This is a genomic window from Agarivorans sp. 2_MG-2023, assembly GCF_030548085.1.
Taxonomy (GTDB): Bacteria; Pseudomonadota; Gammaproteobacteria; order Enterobacterales; family Celerinatantimonadaceae; genus Agarivorans.
The window spans coordinates 1-18,242 of record NZ_JAUORQ010000005.1 but is presented as its reverse complement, the minus strand read 5'-3'; the positions used below and the strand labels follow the sequence as shown (position 1 = coordinate 18,242).

The 18,242-nt window shown below is 44.8% G+C and carries 17 protein-coding genes and 1 tRNA gene; 8 read left to right on the top strand and 10 right to left on the bottom strand.

From position 1 onward, the window contains the following. Positions 1 to 44: 44 nt before the first annotated feature. From Q4549_RS08755 to Q4549_RS08745, 3 genes are all read left to right on the top strand, one after another. Positions 45 to 917 (top strand): hypothetical protein, encoded by an 873-nt coding sequence (locus tag Q4549_RS08755; protein ID WP_303553823.1) that lies wholly within the window; start codon positions 45 to 47, stop codon positions 915 to 917. Between the two features lie 186 nt (positions 918 to 1,103). Further along, entirely contained in the window at positions 1,104 to 1,595 is a 492-nt protein-coding gene (locus Q4549_RS08750) for a molybdopterin-binding oxidoreductase (RefSeq protein ID WP_303553822.1), read from the top strand. 12 nt (positions 1,596 to 1,607) lie between these two features. Next, entirely contained in the window at positions 1,608 to 3,518 is a 1,911-nt protein-coding gene (locus tag Q4549_RS08745; RefSeq protein ID WP_303553821.1) for a bifunctional diguanylate cyclase/phosphodiesterase, read from the top strand. Here the strand turns inward: Q4549_RS08745 and priC are convergent. Both priC and epmB read right to left on the bottom strand, forming a co-directional pair. Next, the gene (gene priC, locus Q4549_RS08740) at positions 3,505 to 3,822 is read right to left on the bottom strand and encodes a primosomal replication protein PriC (protein WP_303511835.1); all 318 of its coding nucleotides are present in this window, start codon (positions 3,820 to 3,822) and stop codon (positions 3,505 to 3,507) included. The genes Q4549_RS08745 and priC overlap by 14 nt on opposite strands. Before the next feature lie 80 nt (positions 3,823 to 3,902). Beyond that, complete coding sequence (gene epmB, locus Q4549_RS08735) at positions 3,903 to 4,925, bottom strand: EF-P beta-lysylation protein EpmB (protein ID WP_303553820.1); 1,023 nt, start codon at positions 4,923 to 4,925, stop codon at positions 3,903 to 3,905. Positions 4,926 to 4,959: 34 nt separating this feature from the next. Between epmB and efp the strand changes: the two genes are divergently transcribed. Together efp and Q4549_RS08725 are read left to right on the top strand one after the other, a co-directional pair. Beyond that, on the top strand, positions 4,960 to 5,526 hold the full coding sequence (gene efp / locus Q4549_RS08730) for an elongation factor P (RefSeq protein WP_137674341.1): 567 nt from the start codon (positions 4,960 to 4,962) through the stop codon (positions 5,524 to 5,526). Between the two features lie 225 nt (positions 5,527 to 5,751). Next, positions 5,752 to 5,970 carry a hypothetical protein gene (locus tag Q4549_RS08725; RefSeq protein WP_137674340.1) on the top strand — a complete coding sequence of 73 codons (219 nt, stop codon included), beginning with the start codon at positions 5,752 to 5,754 and terminating at the stop codon, positions 5,968 to 5,970. 19 nt (positions 5,971 to 5,989) lie between these two features. Here the strand turns inward: Q4549_RS08725 and frdD are convergent, their stop codons facing one another. From frdD to frdA, 4 genes are read right to left on the bottom strand one after another with little or no spacing between them, the layout of a single operon-like run. Next, positions 5,990 to 6,343 carry a fumarate reductase subunit FrdD gene (gene frdD, locus Q4549_RS08720; RefSeq protein ID WP_137674339.1) on the bottom strand — a complete coding sequence of 118 codons (354 nt, stop codon included), beginning with the start codon at positions 6,341 to 6,343 and terminating at the stop codon, positions 5,990 to 5,992. A 9-nt stretch (positions 6,344 to 6,352) separates the two neighbouring features. After that, complete coding sequence (locus tag Q4549_RS08715) at positions 6,353 to 6,742, bottom strand: fumarate reductase subunit C (protein WP_303511843.1); 390 nt, start codon at positions 6,740 to 6,742, stop codon at positions 6,353 to 6,355. Between the two features lie 2 nt (positions 6,743 to 6,744). Continuing rightward, positions 6,745 to 7,479, bottom strand: a complete 735-nt coding sequence (locus Q4549_RS08710; protein WP_303553819.1) for a succinate dehydrogenase/fumarate reductase iron-sulfur subunit — start codon at positions 7,477 to 7,479, stop codon at positions 6,745 to 6,747. 1 nt (position 7,480) lies between these two features. Continuing rightward, positions 7,481 to 9,274 (bottom strand): fumarate reductase (quinol) flavoprotein subunit, encoded by a 1,794-nt coding sequence (gene frdA, locus Q4549_RS08705; RefSeq protein WP_137674336.1) that lies wholly within the window; start codon positions 9,272 to 9,274, stop codon positions 7,481 to 7,483. A 197-nt stretch (positions 9,275 to 9,471) separates the two neighbouring features. Between frdA and epmA the strand changes: the two genes are divergently transcribed. Further along, complete coding sequence (epmA, locus tag Q4549_RS08700; RefSeq protein ID WP_303553818.1) at positions 9,472 to 10,446, top strand: elongation factor P--(R)-beta-lysine ligase; 975 nt, start codon at positions 9,472 to 9,474, stop codon at positions 10,444 to 10,446. A gap of 49 nt (positions 10,447 to 10,495) precedes the next feature. Here the strand turns inward: epmA and Q4549_RS08695 are convergent, their stop codons facing one another. The 4 genes from Q4549_RS08695 to rsgA all read right to left on the bottom strand — a co-directional run bounded on the left by Q4549_RS08695 (position 10,496) and on the right by rsgA (position 17,295). Next, positions 10,496 to 11,899 carry an SLC13 family permease gene (locus tag Q4549_RS08695; protein ID WP_303511851.1) on the bottom strand — a complete coding sequence of 468 codons (1,404 nt, stop codon included), beginning with the start codon at positions 11,897 to 11,899 and terminating at the stop codon, positions 10,496 to 10,498. A 71-nt stretch (positions 11,900 to 11,970) separates the two neighbouring features. Beyond that, the gene (gene mscM / locus Q4549_RS08690) at positions 11,971 to 15,249 is read right to left on the bottom strand and encodes a miniconductance mechanosensitive channel MscM (protein ID WP_303553817.1); all 3,279 of its coding nucleotides are present in this window, start codon (positions 15,247 to 15,249) and stop codon (positions 11,971 to 11,973) included. 126 nt (positions 15,250 to 15,375) lie between these two features. Continuing rightward, positions 15,376 to 16,230 (bottom strand): archaetidylserine decarboxylase, encoded by an 855-nt coding sequence (asd, locus tag Q4549_RS08685; protein ID WP_303553816.1) that lies wholly within the window; start codon positions 16,228 to 16,230, stop codon positions 15,376 to 15,378. 24 nt (positions 16,231 to 16,254) lie between these two features. Beyond that, complete coding sequence (gene rsgA / locus Q4549_RS08680; protein WP_303511857.1) at positions 16,255 to 17,295, bottom strand: small ribosomal subunit biogenesis GTPase RsgA; 1,041 nt, start codon at positions 17,293 to 17,295, stop codon at positions 16,255 to 16,257. A gap of 94 nt (positions 17,296 to 17,389) precedes the next feature. On the opposite strand from rsgA, the gene orn reads away from it, so the two are divergent. After that, positions 17,390 to 17,944, top strand: a complete 555-nt coding sequence (gene orn / locus Q4549_RS08675; protein WP_137674330.1) for an oligoribonuclease — start codon at positions 17,390 to 17,392, stop codon at positions 17,942 to 17,944. A gap of 223 nt (positions 17,945 to 18,167) precedes the next feature. Continuing rightward, positions 18,168 to 18,240: transfer RNA gene (locus tag Q4549_RS08670), tRNA-Gly, on the top strand. Positions 18,241 to 18,242 lie beyond the last annotated feature (2 nt).

The following is an 18,242-nucleotide window of genomic DNA, read 5'->3' as shown; positions in this document are numbered from 1 at the left end:
TTAATATTTCAGTTTGATTTAATTTGTACGGACAAGGAAGCGGTATGTTAAAGGGACGTAAGACAAAGTTTGCAATGGCACTATTAGTGTCATTTGGCCTGTTTGGGTGTGGCGGTGACGAAGGTTCCGTATCGATTGGTGGGGGGGGGAACTCTTTGGCTGATGACGACCCAACAACCCAAACCGCAGTGGCCTTCTCTAACCAATATTATGCGCCGATTAACTTACAATTATACTACTCTTATGGCCCTGCGCTAAGCAATCCAGTAGGGGAAGAGACAGACGTTCCGTATTTATCCCATAGTAAAACTACTCAGCTAACAGAAGATTTTTGGAAAAATGTTAGCTCTAGAGATGTAACCTTCACCGCTGTAGACTCGAACTCTCTTGGAACAATTGGCGAAGCAGGATCAATTAAGGGGATCAAATCGGGTAACTTTAATCTCATATACGCCTACGGTCACTCAATAGCACCTAAAGGTTTGCGCTTAGCCCATGTTACGTTTTTGCAGTCAAGACCGGATAATAATCGGTTTAACATACGTTTACTAAATAGCTATAGTACGCCGGGTTTTGAAGGTCCGGTGGATTTTTACATGACCAAGTCTGATGGCGGCGAATTGGAATTAGTAGCGAGTGACATCGCTACTGGGAATATAAGTTCAGTAATAAATGCAATAGCCCACCCTCTAGGAAACAAGTTTGCTGTGCTGGCTGCGGGTACCGAGTACCCTGCAACTCCTGGTGACGAAAATAGTTGGTTGTTTTATGCCGACGCTAGCGATGGCGTAGCTATCAATGCTGGAAATAACTATATTATGCGTCCAATATATGTCCCGGCAACTGACACGAACGCTGAGTATAATATTTTACATCCAGACCTAGAGTTTACAGTCGAGTTGGATTGTGGCTGCTAACAGTAAGAACTACTTTTATCTAGTTATTAAGCATCTATAGAAAAGTGTCTGTTTTATAAAAAGGGTAAGCTTTCAGCTTGCCCTTTTTTATTGGGAAAAACTCGCGCATACTCAAGTAACAGAGACTACCTTTTATTATAAAAATGTAATTTGGTGGTTGAATAACTTAGTTAAGGAGGACGAGTTATGAAAATATTGATAGCCCTAAGTTTATTGTTGTTTACCTCTTTGGTAGCCGCTGAGCTGCCAAAACCAACCGACGAGCCAATTCTTACCATTGCCGGTCTAATTCAAAACAGTAACAGCGAGGGGGCGGCAGATTTCGATTTGAAAATGCTGCAGGCTATGCCGCAACACACTATTGTTACTCGTCATCCTTGGGTTGAAAGTCGTCATCACTATAAAGGCCCTAAAGTATCTGATCTGCTTGAAATGGCAGGGGCTCGCTCTACTAAGCTCACTTTGGTTGCATTAAACAATTACGAAGTGGAAATTGAGTTTGACGATATTGCGGAATTTGAACCTATTTTAGCTTGGTCTGATAACGATCGTGTGATGCGGGTGCGTGACAAGGGACCGCTATGGTTAATGTTACCTATTGATAAACACCCAGAGCTGTTACAGATGCCATATAACGACTTTATGATTTGGCAGCTGCGCAGCATTATTGTTAAGTGAGTTTAATTGTTGATGAATTGGCTTACTAGGCTTCCTCAAAAATACAAAAAAGGCTTAATTTCACTGGTTGTTTCACTGTTTATTGTTAGTGCGGTGATCTGTGTGTATCAACTTCGGCAAATTATTCAGCTATTGGAGTCGCCTAAATCCACAAGTTCTTGGTCTGTCGTCCAATTGCAAATGGAGCATCGACGCTTTGTTAATGCATTGCAGATTTACCGCTTGAATGGCGTCAGCCAATCAGAGCTGATGCTGCGCTACGATATTTTGTGGAGCCGCTTCCCGGTTTTACTGGAAGGCCAAGAAACCGCAGGCTTTCAGAGCATTCAATCAGCTAAGCATTTAGTGCGGGAGTTGTTTCAAGAAGTGCAGCGTATCGAGCCGCTGTTGCGCGCTTTACCACCATCTCATGAAAAGTTCGAGCGTTTGGTCGAGCGCCTTGATCTGTATGCTGCTCCAATCAACACCTTGGTAAATCGCGAGTTTCAGCGTAATAGTGAATTTGATAAGAAAACCGACTTTAGGTTACTGCAGCTGCAACTGATTTTGTCCTTTGCGATTGGTGCGTTATTAATTAGCGGTTCTATTCTGATTGTGATGATTGTGCGCGAGAATCACATAAACCGTTATTTGGCTAATCACGATGTGCTTACCGGCCTGCCTAATCGCGCTGGCTTACGTGAATTTATCGATAGCCTCGAAGATAACCGCCGTGATTACGCCATTATGGTGCTGGACTTGAATGGTTTTAAAAGCATTAACGATAACTACGGGCATGAGTACGGTGACCGAATTCTCAATTTGGTCGCGCAACGTTTGGGTGGCCAAATGCGCCACTGTGACTTTGCTGTGCGCTTAGGTGGTGATGAATTTGCCATCGTACAAACACGCGTGCGCTCTAATGAAGACTGCTCTGGTTTTGCTGAACGCTTAATAAATGTAATAGAAAAACCAATGTCTTTAGAAGGGCGTGAATGTTTTGTTGGTACCAGTATTGGTATCAGTATGGCCTTAGACAACGGTGAGGATTGGTTAACGATATTGGGGCAGGCTGATACTGCGATGTATCAAGCTAAGCAGCAATTTCGATGCAGTTCTTGGCAGTTTTTTGAAGGCGAAATGCAGTTGGCTAAAGAGCGCGAACAACAATTGCTGAGCGAACTGCGAGCAGCGCTAGAACAACAAGATTTGAGTTTGTTTTACCAACCTATTGTAGATCTTACGAGTGATAAAGTAGTGGGAGCAGAAGTTCAAGCGCGTTGGAAACATCCCGTTTACGGCTGGATTGAACAAGACGAACTAGTGAGTATTGCACATGCCAGTGGCTGTGTGGTCACGTTAGAGTCTTGGGTACTACGAGCTGCCACCCAACAGCTTAAACGCTGGCACCACGCGGTTGACCCTCATCTGCAATTAGCGGTGTCTATCTCCTCATCTACTTTACATACTGATTTATTAGTATTAGTGAATAAGGTACTGATAGAGAGTCGTATTCTGCCGCATCGATTAATCATTAATATCATCGATAGCGACCAGCAAATGCTGCTGAATTGTGTCGACGCTATTAGAGAGTTACGCAGAATTGGTGTGAGTTTATCGCTGGATAATTTTGGCAGCGCTGAATGTCCTCTGGAGTTGTTAAATCACCTACCGGTGCAATACCTGCGTGGGGCCAAGTCTTTAATGGCAGAGTTACTAAATTCAACCGATAAACAGCCTATGCTAACGGCTACGGTGATGTTTGCTAATCGCTTAGGGGTGAAGCTGATGGTTGATGGTGTAGAGAACGAGCAGCATCTAAACCAGCTTAAAGGCATTACCAAGGAAGTGTTTGTACTAGGGGCGGCCATTGCTGCTTGGGCGCAGGCCGAGGAATTTTCCCCCTATTTACGCGAAACCATTAAGCCGGCTATTGGCGAGTAAGTTGTTTAAATTCAACTAATAACTTATGCATTTGCTCAAGTTTAGCCACCATTACTTTTAGTTGAGTGACAAAGTGCTCATCGTCTTGGCATTCTTGTAACAATACCAAGTCACTGGCTAACTCTTCTACATAAGGTAAAAACTGGCGATGTTGGTCTTTAAACAAGCTGTCTTTGAACAGCGCACTAAACTTGGCTTTACCTTGCTCTTGCTGTTGCTTTAATACGCTATCCGCATCAATGGCTTTATGGTAAATGTCTTTTAAGTTTTCTTGTATTTGCTCAACGAGCTTGGTTTTATCCATTGAAAAGGTCACTGTGTCTAGTTGAATGTCTGCTTGCTGGCTTAACCTGAAGGGTAGCCAACAAGCCTTATGGTTTTAGTTTAGCTCAAGCCGATGTCTATCGGTGTTTTACTGTTTTTACCGGCTTGCTCACGTGCTAAGCGTGGAACAAGAAAACCAGGTAAACGTTGGTATAAGTCACGCATTATCAACACTGCTTGCTGTTCGTCAATATCGTAGTGACTCGCACCGGCTACTTTATCCAGCAAAAATAAGTAGTAGGGCAGAATGTTGGCAGAGAATAGTGCTTCGCTTAGCGCTGTTAAGGTATCTACGTTGTCATTGATGTCTTTTAACAACACCCCTTGATTCAACAGTGTTACGCCCGCTTGCTGCAGCTTTGAAAAGGCTGTTCGAAGTGGTTGGTTCACTTCGTTGGGGTGGTTAATGTGGCTCACCATAATGCTTTGTAAACGCGTATTGGCGAGCAGTTCAACAAGTTCGGTGGTTATGCGGCTAGGTAACACTACCGGTAAGCGGCTATGAATGCGTAATCGTGTTAAGTGGCTAATTTGCTCAAGTTGCTCTACCAACCACGCCAATTGCTCGTCATTGGCCATTAAAGGATCGCCACCGCTCAAGATCACTTCGTTAATATTGCTATCATTGGCGATGTAGTCAATGGCTTGCTGCCAACCAGCCTTGCTAGGGCTGTTGTCTTGGTAAGGGAAGTGGCGACGAAAACAATATCTGCAGTTTACCGCACAGCCCCCGCGTAAAATAAATAATACTCGGCTTTTATACTTGTGCAGTAATCCCGGTACGGCAGATTGGTGTTCTTCAAGCGGGTCTTCGGTAAAACCTGCGGCTTGAATAAACTCTTCTCGCTGTGGCAATACCTGCAGTAACAATGGGTCTTTAGGGTCGCCTACTTGCATGCGTTGTACAAAGCTGAGTGGTACTCGCATTGGGAATAATTTACGTGCTGCGATGTCTAACTGATAGTTTTCAGGGTCTAATTGTAAGTATTGCAGCAGATCTTTGGGATCTGTGATGGCGTTTGCCAGCTCTTTTTGCCAATTACCCTGCACAGCAGCGTCGTTTCGCGGTATTATTCGCAGCATTGAAATTGATATTACCTTGTAAGTAGAGGACCAAATGGCGTCATATAGTACCAGTGAATTCAAAGGCGGGCTAAAAATTATGCTCGACGGCGAGCCTTATGCAATTCTAGAAAATGAATTTGTAAAACCAGGCAAAGGCCAAGCATTTAGCCGCGTTAAATTGCGCCGTTTGTTAACCGGTAAAGTATTAGAGAAAACCTTCAAATCTGGTGAATCAGTTGAAGCAGCAGATGTGATGGATTATGAATTAGCCTACCTGTACAACGATGGCGAATTCTACCACTTCATGAACAACGATACTTTTGAGCAAATTGCTGCAGATGAAAAAGCAGTGGGCGAGACGGCTAAATGGTTAGTTGAGCAAGACGTATGTGTTATTACCACTTGGAACGAGAATCCAATTTTAGTGACGCCTCCTAATTTTGTGGAATTAGAAGTAACAGAGACCGACCCAGGCCTGAAAGGCGATACCGCCGGTACGGGGGGTAAACCTGCTACGCTAACTACCGGTGCGGTAGTGCGTGTACCGTTGTTTATTCAAATTGGTGAAGTAGTAAAAGTTGATACACGCAGTGCTGAATATGTGGGTCGTGTAAAATAAGCGCTACAGTTTAGAAAAAGGGAGCCTTAGGCTCCCTTTTTTATTTGCTAATGTTTAGTAAAACTAGCGAATTCAGCTGTGTTTAAAGAACAAAATTATGTTTGCCAGTTGAATAAATTTTATGGTTCAAGCGCTTTGATTTAAATCAAATTTTCACTTTGCGTAATCGCGATTTGTCTGCAATGCTTAATCTACCACATTGTTAATGATAAAAAGGTTATCAGTATGAATGTAGTTGCAGATGCTCCCGTGGAACATGTAGACAGACGTTATTCGAATCGACTTCGTTTTGCTAAAGGCTCAGGAGATTACCCAACCGGTGTTTTTGAACTATTGGCCAGTAAAGAAGCTGAACTTGATTTATTAAAACAACGAGAACAGCAGTTAGAGCTAGAGATTAGTTCGCTAAAACGTAACTGCCAAAAAGATTTAAAAGCGGGCTAAGCCTTAGCCCGCTTGTTTTTTAGATTAAACCTAGTAATAGCAATGTAGCGCAAGCTACCGAGCCAGCAAATGCCACCCCGTAGAATAGTGCTTTTACTAGGTTGCCAGCATGGATCCCAAAGTCGTGTAAGGTATGGTAAAGGCGATGCATGCACAACCACAGCGGTAAGCTCACAATCACCCAAATCACAGCCGCGCCTAACCAGTGTTGTGAGAAGGCTAAGACTCTTTCATAAGAAAACTGCTCGGCAGGAATAATCCCTAGAGGTACCAGTAGTCCAGTGATTAATATAGCAATAGGTGTGAACAGCGCAGCTACCATGCCGCCAGCGCCAAACATTCCCCAAAACACAGGTTCGTTAGAACGTTTCATCTGTTTCTCCTAAATTAATACCAATACCAGGCCAACAACACTTATACCCGCTAACGCGCCGTACATACTATTAACTATCCAGCTGTCTGGCACTCGCTTTTGTCCAAGCCATAAGTTGGCGGCTTTAGGCGCGAGGCTAAACCAAGTAATGCTGTGATACAGCGTCCATACTAGGGTGAGCAAGTGAAAGGCAAGCCAAGCAGGCTGGCTCATTGCGCCTAACCAGCCATTAAATGCGTCAGCACCTTGGCTTAAGCGGAACAAGCCAAATAGCAGCACCATGCTGTAAATCGCTATGACTAGGCTAGAGCCTTCGCGAATGATGTACTTGGTATGAAACGTGTTTTTAAGCCACCAAGTTGCGCCCATTTTGCGTTCGTAAGGTTTACGTTTAGTCATGCTTACTCTCCTGGCTTGAACATGGCAATCACATAGTCTTTAGCGCTATCTACTTTTCCAAGTTGAATTGCTGCTGCAGGGTCTACGTCTTTGGGACACACTTTTGAGCAGTAACCAACAAAGGTACAGCCCCAAGCGCCTTCTTCGGCGTTAACTATCTTCATTCGCTCTGCTTTACCAGCGTCACGATTGTCTTGGTTATAGCGATGCAATATGGCTAAAGCGGCAGGACCAGTGAATGACTTATCTAAACCGTACTGCGGACACGCCGCATAACAAAGGCCACAGTTAATACACATGGAAAACTGCTTGTATTGCGCCATGTCTTTAGGTGATTGAGTGTGGCAACCATCGTCTAGCGACTTAGGGTTATCGTTAATGATGTAGGGCTTAACTGACTCAAGCTTCTCGATGAAGTCGCTCATATCAACTACCAAGTCACGCTCGATAGGGAAGTTGGCTAAGGCTTCAATCTTCATTCCTTTTGGGTAATCACGGAGGAAGGTTTTACAACCTAATTTAGGTATCCCATTCACCATCATGCCGCAGCTACCACAAATCGCCATTCGGCAAGACCAGCGGTAGCTTAAGGTTGGGTCTAACTCATCTTTTATGTAAGCCAAAGCTTCTAATAGCGACATCTCGCGAGTAAAAGGCACATCAAAGGTTTGCCATACCGGCTCTTTATCGGTTTCTGGACGATAGCGTAAGATCTCAATTTTCATCACTTCAGCCATTTTACTTCGCCTCCGCTTGTTTTTTAGCTGCTTCTTGAGCATCGGCGGCGGCGCCGTATACACGTTCTGCAGGTTGAGATTTAGTGATTTTCACATCGCTGTAGCTAATTTCGGGCGCCATATCGGGGCGGTAATTCGCTAAGGTGTGTTTTAAAAAGTTCACATCGTCTCGTTGCTCAAAGCCATCAATGCGTTGATGAGAACCGCGACTCTCTTTGCGGTTAATCGCCGAAACAGCCATCGACTCTGCCACATCTAATAAATACCCAAGCTCTACGGCATACAGCCACTCGGTATTAAATACTTCACTGTTGTCGACTAACTTAATGTTTTTATAGCGCTGTTTTAACTCGGCGATCTTATCGATAGTTGTTTGCATTGCTTCTTCGGTTCGATAAATACCTACGCCATCTTCCATAGTGCGACCGAGTTCGTTGCGAATATCAGAAGTCTTTTCATCACCCTGATTGGTTTTTAAGGCTTGATACTTCGCCAAAGTTTGCTCTGCTTGGGCAAGTAGTGAAGCGCTATCGCTATGGGTTGATACTAGCGCATTGCGTGCTGCAGATTCTCCAGCGACTTGGCCAAATACGGTAATCTCGGTTAGTGAGTTAGACCCTAAGCGATTAGCGCCATGTAAACCTACCGAAGAACACTCGCCAGCGGCGTATAAGCCTTTTAGTGAGGTGGCACAGCGGCCGTCAGTTTCAATCCCGCCCATGGTGTAATGCACAGTAGGGCGAACTGGGATTGGCTCTTTCACGGGGTCTACACCCATGTAAGCTTTGGCTAACTCACAAATAAACGGCAAGCGTTCTAATAAATAATCTTCACCCAAGTGAGTGAGGTCGAGGTGAACATAATCGCCATTTGGCCCTTCAATGGTGCGACCTAGCTGGGCTTCTTGCCAGAAACATTGGCTTAAGCGGTCGCGTGGGCCAAGTTCCATGTATTTGTTTTTAGGTTCGCCGACTGGTGTTTCAGGTCCCAAGCCGTAATCTTGCAGGTAACGGTAACCGTCTTTATTGGTAAGAATACCGCCTTCACCACGACAACCTTCTGTCATCAAAATCCCTGATCCAGGTAAGCCCGTTGGGTGATATTGCACAAACTCCATGTCTCGCAGTGCTACACCATGGCGATAGGCCAAAGCCATGCCGTCGCCGGTAACAATGCCGCCGTTGGTATTAAAGCGATACACTCTGCCTGCGCCACCGGTAGCAATAATCACCGATTTGGCTTGAATCAATTTGGCTACGCCTTCGGCGATATCAAGGGCAATCACGCCTTTTACTTGGCCGTCTTCTACGACTAAATCTAAAACAAAGTGCTCGTCGTAACGTTTAATGCTGGGGTATTTAGTCGAGGTTTGAAATAAGGTGTGGAGAATGTGAAAGCCACTTTTGTCTGCAGCAAACCAGGTGCGCTCGATCTTCATTCCACCAAAGCGGCGAACATTAACGCTGCCGTCTGGTCGGCGAGACCACGGACAACCCCAGTGCTCAAGTTGAGTCAGTTCTTTGGGGGCTCGCTCAACAAAAAAGTCCACTACGTCTTGCTCACATAACCAATCGCCACCGGATACGGTGTCGTTAAAGTGGTTATCAAAGCTATCGTGGTCTTGGGCTACACCAGCTGCACCACCCTCGGCGGCAACCGTGTGGCTGCGCATTGGGTATACTTTTGAAATGAGAGCCACTTCTAACTCGGGGTGTTGCTCGGCAACTTCAATAGCAGCACGTAAGCCTGCTCCCCCAGCGCCAACAATGGCGACATCAGTTTTGATTACTTCCACGCTTTTCTCCATACGAAATAAGCCTACAATGATTGTGCGGGTATTCGCTTTTTGATGTTTGACTAAAATCAAATATTGGCGCTACTTTGAGCAGGCTTCCGAGATAATTTGTCTTTTGAGATATAACTCCCGCTTTTGTTAGCAAAGTGGTATAAAACCTCGCGATAAAAACTAACTCAATGCAGGAAAAAATTTGCATGTCTGAAACACTTTGGCAACCCTCTGCAAGTATCGAGACTCTTCAAGCTAGAGCAGAAATCATTAACAAAATCAGATGCTTTTTTGCTGCGCGAAAAGTGATGGAAGTAGAAACGCCAAGCATGAGCCAAGCGTGCGTGAGTGATGTTCATTTACATAGCTTTGCCACCACCTTAACTGGGCCGGCTGCGCCTCACTCCATGAGCTTGTATTTGCAAACTTCGCCAGAGTTTCATATGAAGCGCTTACTGGCAGCGGGTAGCGGCTGTATTTATCAAATCGCTAAGGCATTTCGCAATGAAGAAGCTGGGCGCTTTCACAACCCAGAATTTACAATGCTGGAGTGGTATCGCGTGGGTTTTCACCATTTCGCTCTAATGGACGAAATGGACACGCTGATAGACTTAGTGCTGGCTTGTGGTAGCGCTGAACGGCTAACTTATGTTGAGGCCTTTGAGCAAAGCTTAGGTGTTAACCCATTAAGTGCTAGCCATGCCGATTTTGTTGAAGTAGCGAAGGGTTTGTCGGTAGCCGATTTAGTTGAGCAGGAAACTGATCGAGACACGATTTTACAATTGCTATTCTCTTTAGGAGTAGAGCCGTATATCGGCCAGCAGCGGCCTTGTTTTGTTTATCACTTCCCTGCTTCGCAAGCTGCTTTAGCTAAAATTTCAGCGACCGATCCCCGAGTGGCTGAGCGCTTTGAGCTTTATTTTAAAGGCGTAGAGCTAGCCAATGGTTTTCATGAACTAACCGATGCAGAAGAACAAGCACAGCGTTTTGCTAAAGACCAGCAAGTGAGAGAGCAATATGGTTTCGCCCCCGCACAGATAGATAAACGCTTTTTAGCTGCCTTGGTTGCAGGTTTGCCAGAGTGTGCTGGCGTGGCCTTGGGCATTGACCGTTTATTGATGCTAGCGCTAGAAACCGACAATATTCAGCAAGTGCAAAGTTTTAGCATCGAGCGAGCTTAGTATTTCGCAGGGAGAGCAGGGAGCAATCGCTCCCTTTTTAGTTGGGCTGTTACAAAATGACCATCATGGCAATGTATAGCAATGCCAAGCCGGTGGTTCCCATAACCCCGCCAATTTTGATCAAATCTTTAGTTTCAATAAAACCGGTAGAGTAGGCAAGGGCGTTAGGCGGAGTACTGACAGGCAACATCATGCCTAACGACGCCGACAGCGCGACAATAATCAACAATGTGGTGATACCGCCATCGCCATCTAAGCCACTTAAGCTGGTAGCCACCGCCGCTGCTATTGGCATAATTAAGTTAGCTGTTGCGGTATTTGACATAAAATTAGCCATAACCACACAAACTATCGACAGCACCACAATCACCGCTAAAGTCGGCATGCTAGAGAAGTCGATTGAGGTGGCGATTTTTGCGGCTAAACCGCTTTTTTCTAAGGCCATGCCCATAGCGATACCACCGGCTACTAACCACAATACATCCCAGTTAAATAGCTTTAAGTCGTCTTTACCGATTACGCCGGTAAGGGTGAATACGGCGAGCGGAATAATCGCCACCACGTAGCTGTTCATGCCATGCCAAGCGGTACTTAACCACAATAAAATAGTTAAGGCGAAAGTAGCGTAAACAATGTAGGCGCGAGTACTTTTTTGAAAAGTCCCTTTAAGATTTAGCTCCAAAACTCCGGTTTTTGATGGGTAAAGTTTACATAGTAAAAACCAAGCAATAGCGAGCTGAATAATGACAAAGGGAATACCAAAAGCCATCCAAGACGCAAAGGTAACTTGGCCTTCAGGAATATATTGCAGGGCGATGGCGTTAGGTGGAGTACCAATAGGAGTACCAATACCACCGGTATTGGCAGCAACTGGAATCGCCAAAATAAGCCCTTTCATGCCGAGATCGTTGCGCGGGGCTGCGGCAATAAGTGGGCCTACAATAGCGAGCATCATGACCGTGGTGGCAGTATTACTCATAAACATGCTGAAGATGGCGGTAATCAGCATAATGCCTAACATAATCATTGGGATGCGTTTGCCGAACGGTTTGAGTAGCACTCGTGCAAGGTTGTTATCTAGTTCAAACTTAGATGCCGCAATGGCTAAAGCAAACCCCCCCATGAATAAGATAATGATGGGCGAAGAGAAGGCATTAAAAATACTAGTGTAAGGCAGTAAGTCGCCCATTGGTGCGCTGCCAGTATCGGCGATAAACACACTAATCCCTTGATTGGAAATAAGCACTAACTCGAGGGTAATGATCAGTAATGAGGTGGCAAATACCGGCACTGGCTCAAAAATCCACAGCAAAGCCGCCATAACAAAAATGGCAATGATTCGGTGCTGTACTATGGTGAGGTCAGCTAAAGGAATTGCGCTGGTAGGTAGCGCCAAAATAAGTAGGGGAACAATTAAACAAACCAACAGCTTAAGGTGTTTATGCAAGGCCATGTTCTAAGATCTCTGAGCTAATTATTTGAAATAATGGTTTTTTTAAAGCTCTACGATACCCAAAGCCTCAACTAAGAATTGAGAGATACATCTAATTGTGGGTAGGCGATGTCTATGCTATTCGCCTTAAACTTGTCGTTGATCAAAGTGTACAACTCGTGGGTCATCGGTAAGCGATAACGCATCTCACTTACATAGACTCGCATCTCGAATTTCATGCCGTTGTTAGTGTATTCCGTGAAGTAAATTTCAGGTTGTGGGTTGGTTAATACTAAGCTGTTTGCTTCCACCGCTTCTTGCAATATCTGTGTCACCAAGTTGTTGTCGGAACCTTGTTTAACTTGCACCATGAGTACCACACGAGTTATTGGGTCAGTCAATGACCAGTTAATAAACTGCTCGGTGATAAAGGCCTTGTTGGGCACAATAATCTCTTTCCTGTCCCAATCTACAATGGTGGTCGCGCGAGTTTCAATGTTGGAAATAGTGCCTGTTAGTTCGCGAATGGTGACGGTGTCGCCAATTCGAATGGGTTTTTCAAATAAGATGATTAAACCAGAAATAAAGTTGGCAAAAATTTCTTGTAGGCCAAAACCCAAACCAACGGTGAGAGCAGCTACTAACCATTGTAATTTAGACCATTCAATACCGAGTAATCCAAAGCCACTGAAGATACTAAATAGAATCACCATGTAATTGATCATTGTGGTGATGGCAAAGCCCGTTCCTGGGTTTAAAGACAAGTGCTGCAATACCATTAGCTCTAACAAACCAGGCAGGTTGCGAATCAACAGCATGGCAAAAAAGAATACTAATAAGGCTGAGCCCAGTGAGCGTAGAGTAATTTCGTTGACCGCTGCTACACCCGCGCGGCTGGTATTACTTTCCCATAAGGTAATATTATCTAGGAAGGAGAAAGCGCTGGTCATTTCAGACCAGCTAAACAGCAGTACTAATACCAGCGCTAAGATTAACGCGGCGCGCAACAACCCTAAAGATTGGGCGCTAATGGTATCTAGATCGATGACGGGTTCTTCAATCGCTTCAACAAAGCCTTCACTAGATATACTTGGATCTTCGTCTTCGGCGTGGCGTTGGGCAATCATCTCTGCGCGGCGCACTTTGGCGCGGTCAAAGGCAATTCGGCGACGTTGCAGTAGCATCCAGCGATGAATAAGCAGGTAGCTAAGCATAAATACCACGGCAATAATAAAGCTCAGCACCACCTGCCAATATACGGTAAACGCAGTGGCAAAAAAGCCTGCGGCAGAGGCTAAGGCCGCCATTAAAGGAATACTAATTGCCGCTCCCCAAATAAGCTTTTTGGCCAGTTGCGGTGCTTTAAAAATATCTAAACGGTAGTTAACCGGAAGCTCGATACGGTAAATACTATGAAAGCCATAAGCTACCCATAACAGCAGCCCGATAAAGGCTAAACGGGCTAGGCCGCTATAAGCGGGTTGGCTGGTTTGTAGAATACAAAGGTTAAGAACAAAAACCAGCGGTAGGCTAATGTAAACTAAACGGCGAATAAGGGTAATGGCCTGCTGAATGTTGACCAGTGGCCACTTAAAGTGGGTATTGAGCAGACCGTTTTTCTGGCAAAACTGCTGCAGCAAATGGAATAGCCATAATACTAGTGCTACGTTGATTAGCGCATCACCAACATCCCGAGAAAAGGCATATTCCCACTTGTAGTTTAGGGCGAATCCAACACTTCCAATAAACAGGGCTAAGGGAGTGGCTAGCGCTGCACTAAGTAATAGATTCGACAAGGTATAGTGAAATTTATCGCGGGTAATGTTGCCAGTTTTAGAGTCAATACGTTGTAAATAGCCCTTTAACCAGTGCATTTTTAAATGACGCACATACACCATGCTTGCCGCCACTAAACTTAACCAAACCAGCCATAACCAAGATAAGTTTTGAATCGAGAGTTTCAGCTGTTTGAGTTGTTGGATATTCAATAACCAAATGACGGATTGGCGAACATCACTAAAAAAACTGAGGTCGATGGCTTTTACATCTGCAGTCCAAAACAGCTCTTGATTGGCTTCTTGGTTAATAATGCGCAGTTCGTCATTGAGCTTGGAGTAATCTAGCTTTAGACGGGCTAATTCAAATAAACGAGAATCTAATTCAAGTTGATATTTATCGGATAGTTGCTGATTGAGTTTGAGGTGTTTGCGCAGTATCTGTTGCTGTTCGTCACTAAGGGATGCAATAAGCTGCTGTTTAGCCTGTTGTTGGGCTTGGCTACGCAAAGTGTAAATTAAGTTTTGGTGGCGATGTTTGCTAATCCTCACTTCAATAATCTGTTGTTCTATGGGCGCTAAGGTTTTTGCCTTGGGTAAGCTGCTGATCTGCTCACGCAAATATTCGCCATAAGAGCGGGTTACTTTTAGCCACGATACCTGTTCTTTGAAGTTGGCAAAGGTGAGTTTAATGTGTTCTAACTCGTTGTTAGCGTGTTGCTGCAGCAGAGCAATTTGCTCGCTTTGGTCAAACAAGGCCGACAATTGGCGTTGAATATGTTGGTTTTGATCCACTACCTCTTTCACGAGGGGCAGTTCTAAAAGCTCGGGTGCGGTAAAGGCTAACTGCTCTGATAAACGTTGTGCTTCGGCGCGATGTTCTTGAGATAGGCGATTTTTAAGTTCTTCAACAATCCGTTTTTGAGAAAATTGTTGGCGCTGTAACAGGCTTATCTCTAGTTGCAGTAGTTCATTACGTTGGTTGGCACTTTGTGCGGCTAGCTCTAACATGGCTAATTGAGCGGTTAAGCTCGCTTCGTTCACTTGTGTGCGAACACGTTGGGCTTCTTCTACTTCGCTAAGCACACCAAATTGCAGAGCCTCTAGCTTGCTGCGCAAGGAGCTTAGTTGCTGACGCAGTGGACCACTGCGCTGGTGGTGCTCACTAACATCTAAATCTATGGCGAATTGGCGCTGTTTAAGTTCATCAATACGGGCACTGCTGCTGTTAAGTGTGGCTTGCCAAGTGTTTAGTTGTTCGGTGAGTTGATTAGAATTTAGCGTATCTAGCTGACTTATTTCAGGTGCTTGATACTGGTTAAGTTTGTCTTGTAAATCTTTACGCAGCCGCGAAAAATTATTAATAATGCTACGGTAATATTTGGCTTTTTCTCGGTAGTCATTGCCTTCTTTAAGCAAGGCTAAAGATTCTTCATAAATCAGCTGTTGCTGCTGGGTATTGAGGTTACTGGGTTGGGTATCTAAGGAACCAATTAAGCTTTTTAAGTGGTTTTCGCCACCCACGTTCGCTTGAGCCGCCATACAAAATATCAGTAAAGGCAAAGCAAGCCAGCGGAGTAAAAGCGTTGGTTTCATTCGTTAGGAGCCAAATTAAGTGCGCTAGTGATTGTTACTTATTTTATATTAAATAATTGAATTAGCGTAATAATAAGCAGAATTGAATCAGTCTTGAAGGGCTAGCCTTCAAGACTTGGTAGTATTTTACTGGGCTTTACTGGCGAAATGAGTGCCCATTACGGTGCTCACTGTTGGCGCGAGTGACTGTTCAAACTCAATGGCATCTTTAGCAAATAGCATTACCACGGTTGAACCCAGCTTAAAGCGACCCATTTCAGCACCTTTGTCTAGGCTAATATCTTGATCAGAGTAGTCCCAAGTAAACACCTGCTTGCTGCCTGGTGGCGTTACTGTGCCAGACCAAATGGTTTCAATGCTAGCAACAATAGTGGCGCCCACCAATACCATGGCCATAGGGCCAAACTCGGTATCAAAAATAGCCACTACGCGTTCATTGCGGGCAAACAAGTTAGGTACATTAGCAGCGGTTAGCGGGTTAACCGAAAACAGTTGGCCGGGCACATAGACCATTTTTCGCAGCTTACCCTTACAAGGCATATGAATGCGGTGATAGTCTTTTGGGGCTAAATAAATAGTGGCAAAGTCACCATCGTTAAATTCTTCGGCCAGCTCTTTATCACCACCAAGTAACTCTCGCGCACTGTAATCATGGCCCTTAGCTTGAATAATTCGGCCGTGCTGAATGGGCCCTAATTGGCTCACTGCTCCGTCTACTGGATGGGCTAAATTAGAGTCGCCATCTACTAAAGGGCGAGTGCCTGGTTTTAGTGGACGAGTAAAAAACGCATTAAAACTTGGGTAGGCACTAGGCTCACTGTTTACCGCATCGTTCATGTCTACTTGGTAACGATTAATAAACTTTTTAATCACCCAATGAGTGAGTTTTCCTGCTTCGGCTTGGGCCAGTTTACCCACTAAGCGAGATAAACCATGCTGTGGAAAGCAGTACTGGGCGGCAACTTTAATTTTGTCTAACACTCTATATTCTCATGGTCTGGTGAATTATTTTTTCCCGGGAATTGCCCGTGAAGGTTTGTTACTTTCCATTGTTTCTAATAAACGTTGGTAACTATCGAATCGCTGCTGCGAAATTTTGCCAGAGTCTATCGCTTCTTGCATAGCACAACCAGGATCACCTTGGTGCTTGCAGTCACGAAAACGGCATTGATTCAGCCAAGGACGAAACTCAATAAAGCCCCACGCAACACGTTCATTTTCTAAATGCCACAATTGGAATTCGCGAACGCCGGGGGAGTCAATTAATCTGCCGCCACATTCTAAATGATACAAACGCGCGGTAGTGGTGGTGTGTTGGCCAAGCCCTGATACTTCCGAGACTTCTTTGGTATCGATGCTCTGTTCAGGCAATAAGCTATTAACCAATGAGCTTTTACCAACACCCGACTGGCCAACAAAAATGTTGGTTTTGTTGGTCAGTTGTTGAGTGAGGTCGTCTAAGCCTTCCGCTTGCTTGGTACTGGCAAAAATAACCGTGTAACCGAGCTTTTGGTAGTTTTCGAGCTGGGCCTCAATGGCTTGACGCTGCTCTAGATCTAATAAATCAACTTTATTGAGCAGAATGATCGGCTTTAAATCAACATCTTCTACTGCCACTAAATAGCGATCGACAATGTTAGTAGAGAACTCGGGCAGTACTGCAGAAACAATCACGACTTGGTCGATGTTAGCGGCAATGGCTTTAATTCCATCGTAAAAATCTGGGCGAGTGAGTACTGAGCGGCGCTCATGGCAAGCTTCAATAACGCCTCGAATGCCAGACTGCTCTTCGTTACCTGCACGCCATACTACTTCGTCTCCGCTGACTAAGGAGCCAATTGAGCGGCGCATATTACAACGAAAAATTTCCCCACTGCTGGATTCAACATCGGCATGTTGACCAAAGCGGCTGATAATAGTGCCTTCTTGTTGGGGACCTAATTGGTCGTCCAACCATTGGTGACTATCTTCTTTTTTGAGGCGCTTTTGTTGGTTGCTTCGCACGCGGCGAAGTTGACCTTGGCTCAGTTTCTTTCTCTTGGTCACGAAAACTACTATTCAAGTAAGTGTAATAAATCGCTATGATACCGCTTATCAAAAAGATTTGCGGAAAATATTTCCACATATAAATAGGGTCAACATGACTGTTAGCGAACAGAATTTAGTTTGGGTTGATATGGAGATGACTGGTCTCGAGCCCATCAGCGATCGCGTATTAGAGATCGCTACCATCATTACCGATGCTCAATTAAACATACTTGCAGAGGGGCCAGTGATTGCTGTGCATCAATCTGATGAAGTATTAGCGGGTATGGATGAGTGGTGTACTAATACTCACACCGGCTCTGGTTTAGTTGATCGCGTGCGAGCTAGCACGGTAAACGAGCAGCAAGCTACAGAGCAAACTATTGCTTTTATCAAGCAATGGGTGCCTAAAGGTGTTTCGCCGATGTGTGGTAATAGCATTGGTCAAGACCGCCGTTTTATGCACCAGTATTTGCCAGAGCTAGAGCAGTTTTTTCATTACCGAAATATTGATGTGAGCACGGTGAAAGAATTAGCGCGCCGCTGGCAGCCAGAAATTCTTGATGGCTTCACTAAAAGCGGAACTCACTTAGCGCTAGATGATATTCGAGAATCTATTGCTGAAATGCAGCACTATCAAAAAACCTTCTTTAAACTGGGCGAAAACTAAACAAACAGTTTAAGAGCTGTAATTTTTTTAATTGCAGCTCTTGCAAAGGTAAAAATTCCTCGTATAATTCGCAGCCCTAAACAACGTGAAGCCACGGCTTAATGCTTGTTTAGTTGTAACACCTTGGGTGTTGCAAGAAAGAATAAAGCGGCACTAGCTCAGTGTGGATATAAAGAGTAGCGCAACCTTGGTTGAACTCTCTGCACACTAAATAGTGATTAAAGCGGCACTAGCTCAGTTGGTAGAGCGCAACCTTGCCAAGGTTGAGGTCATCAGTTCGAACCTGATGTGCCGCTCC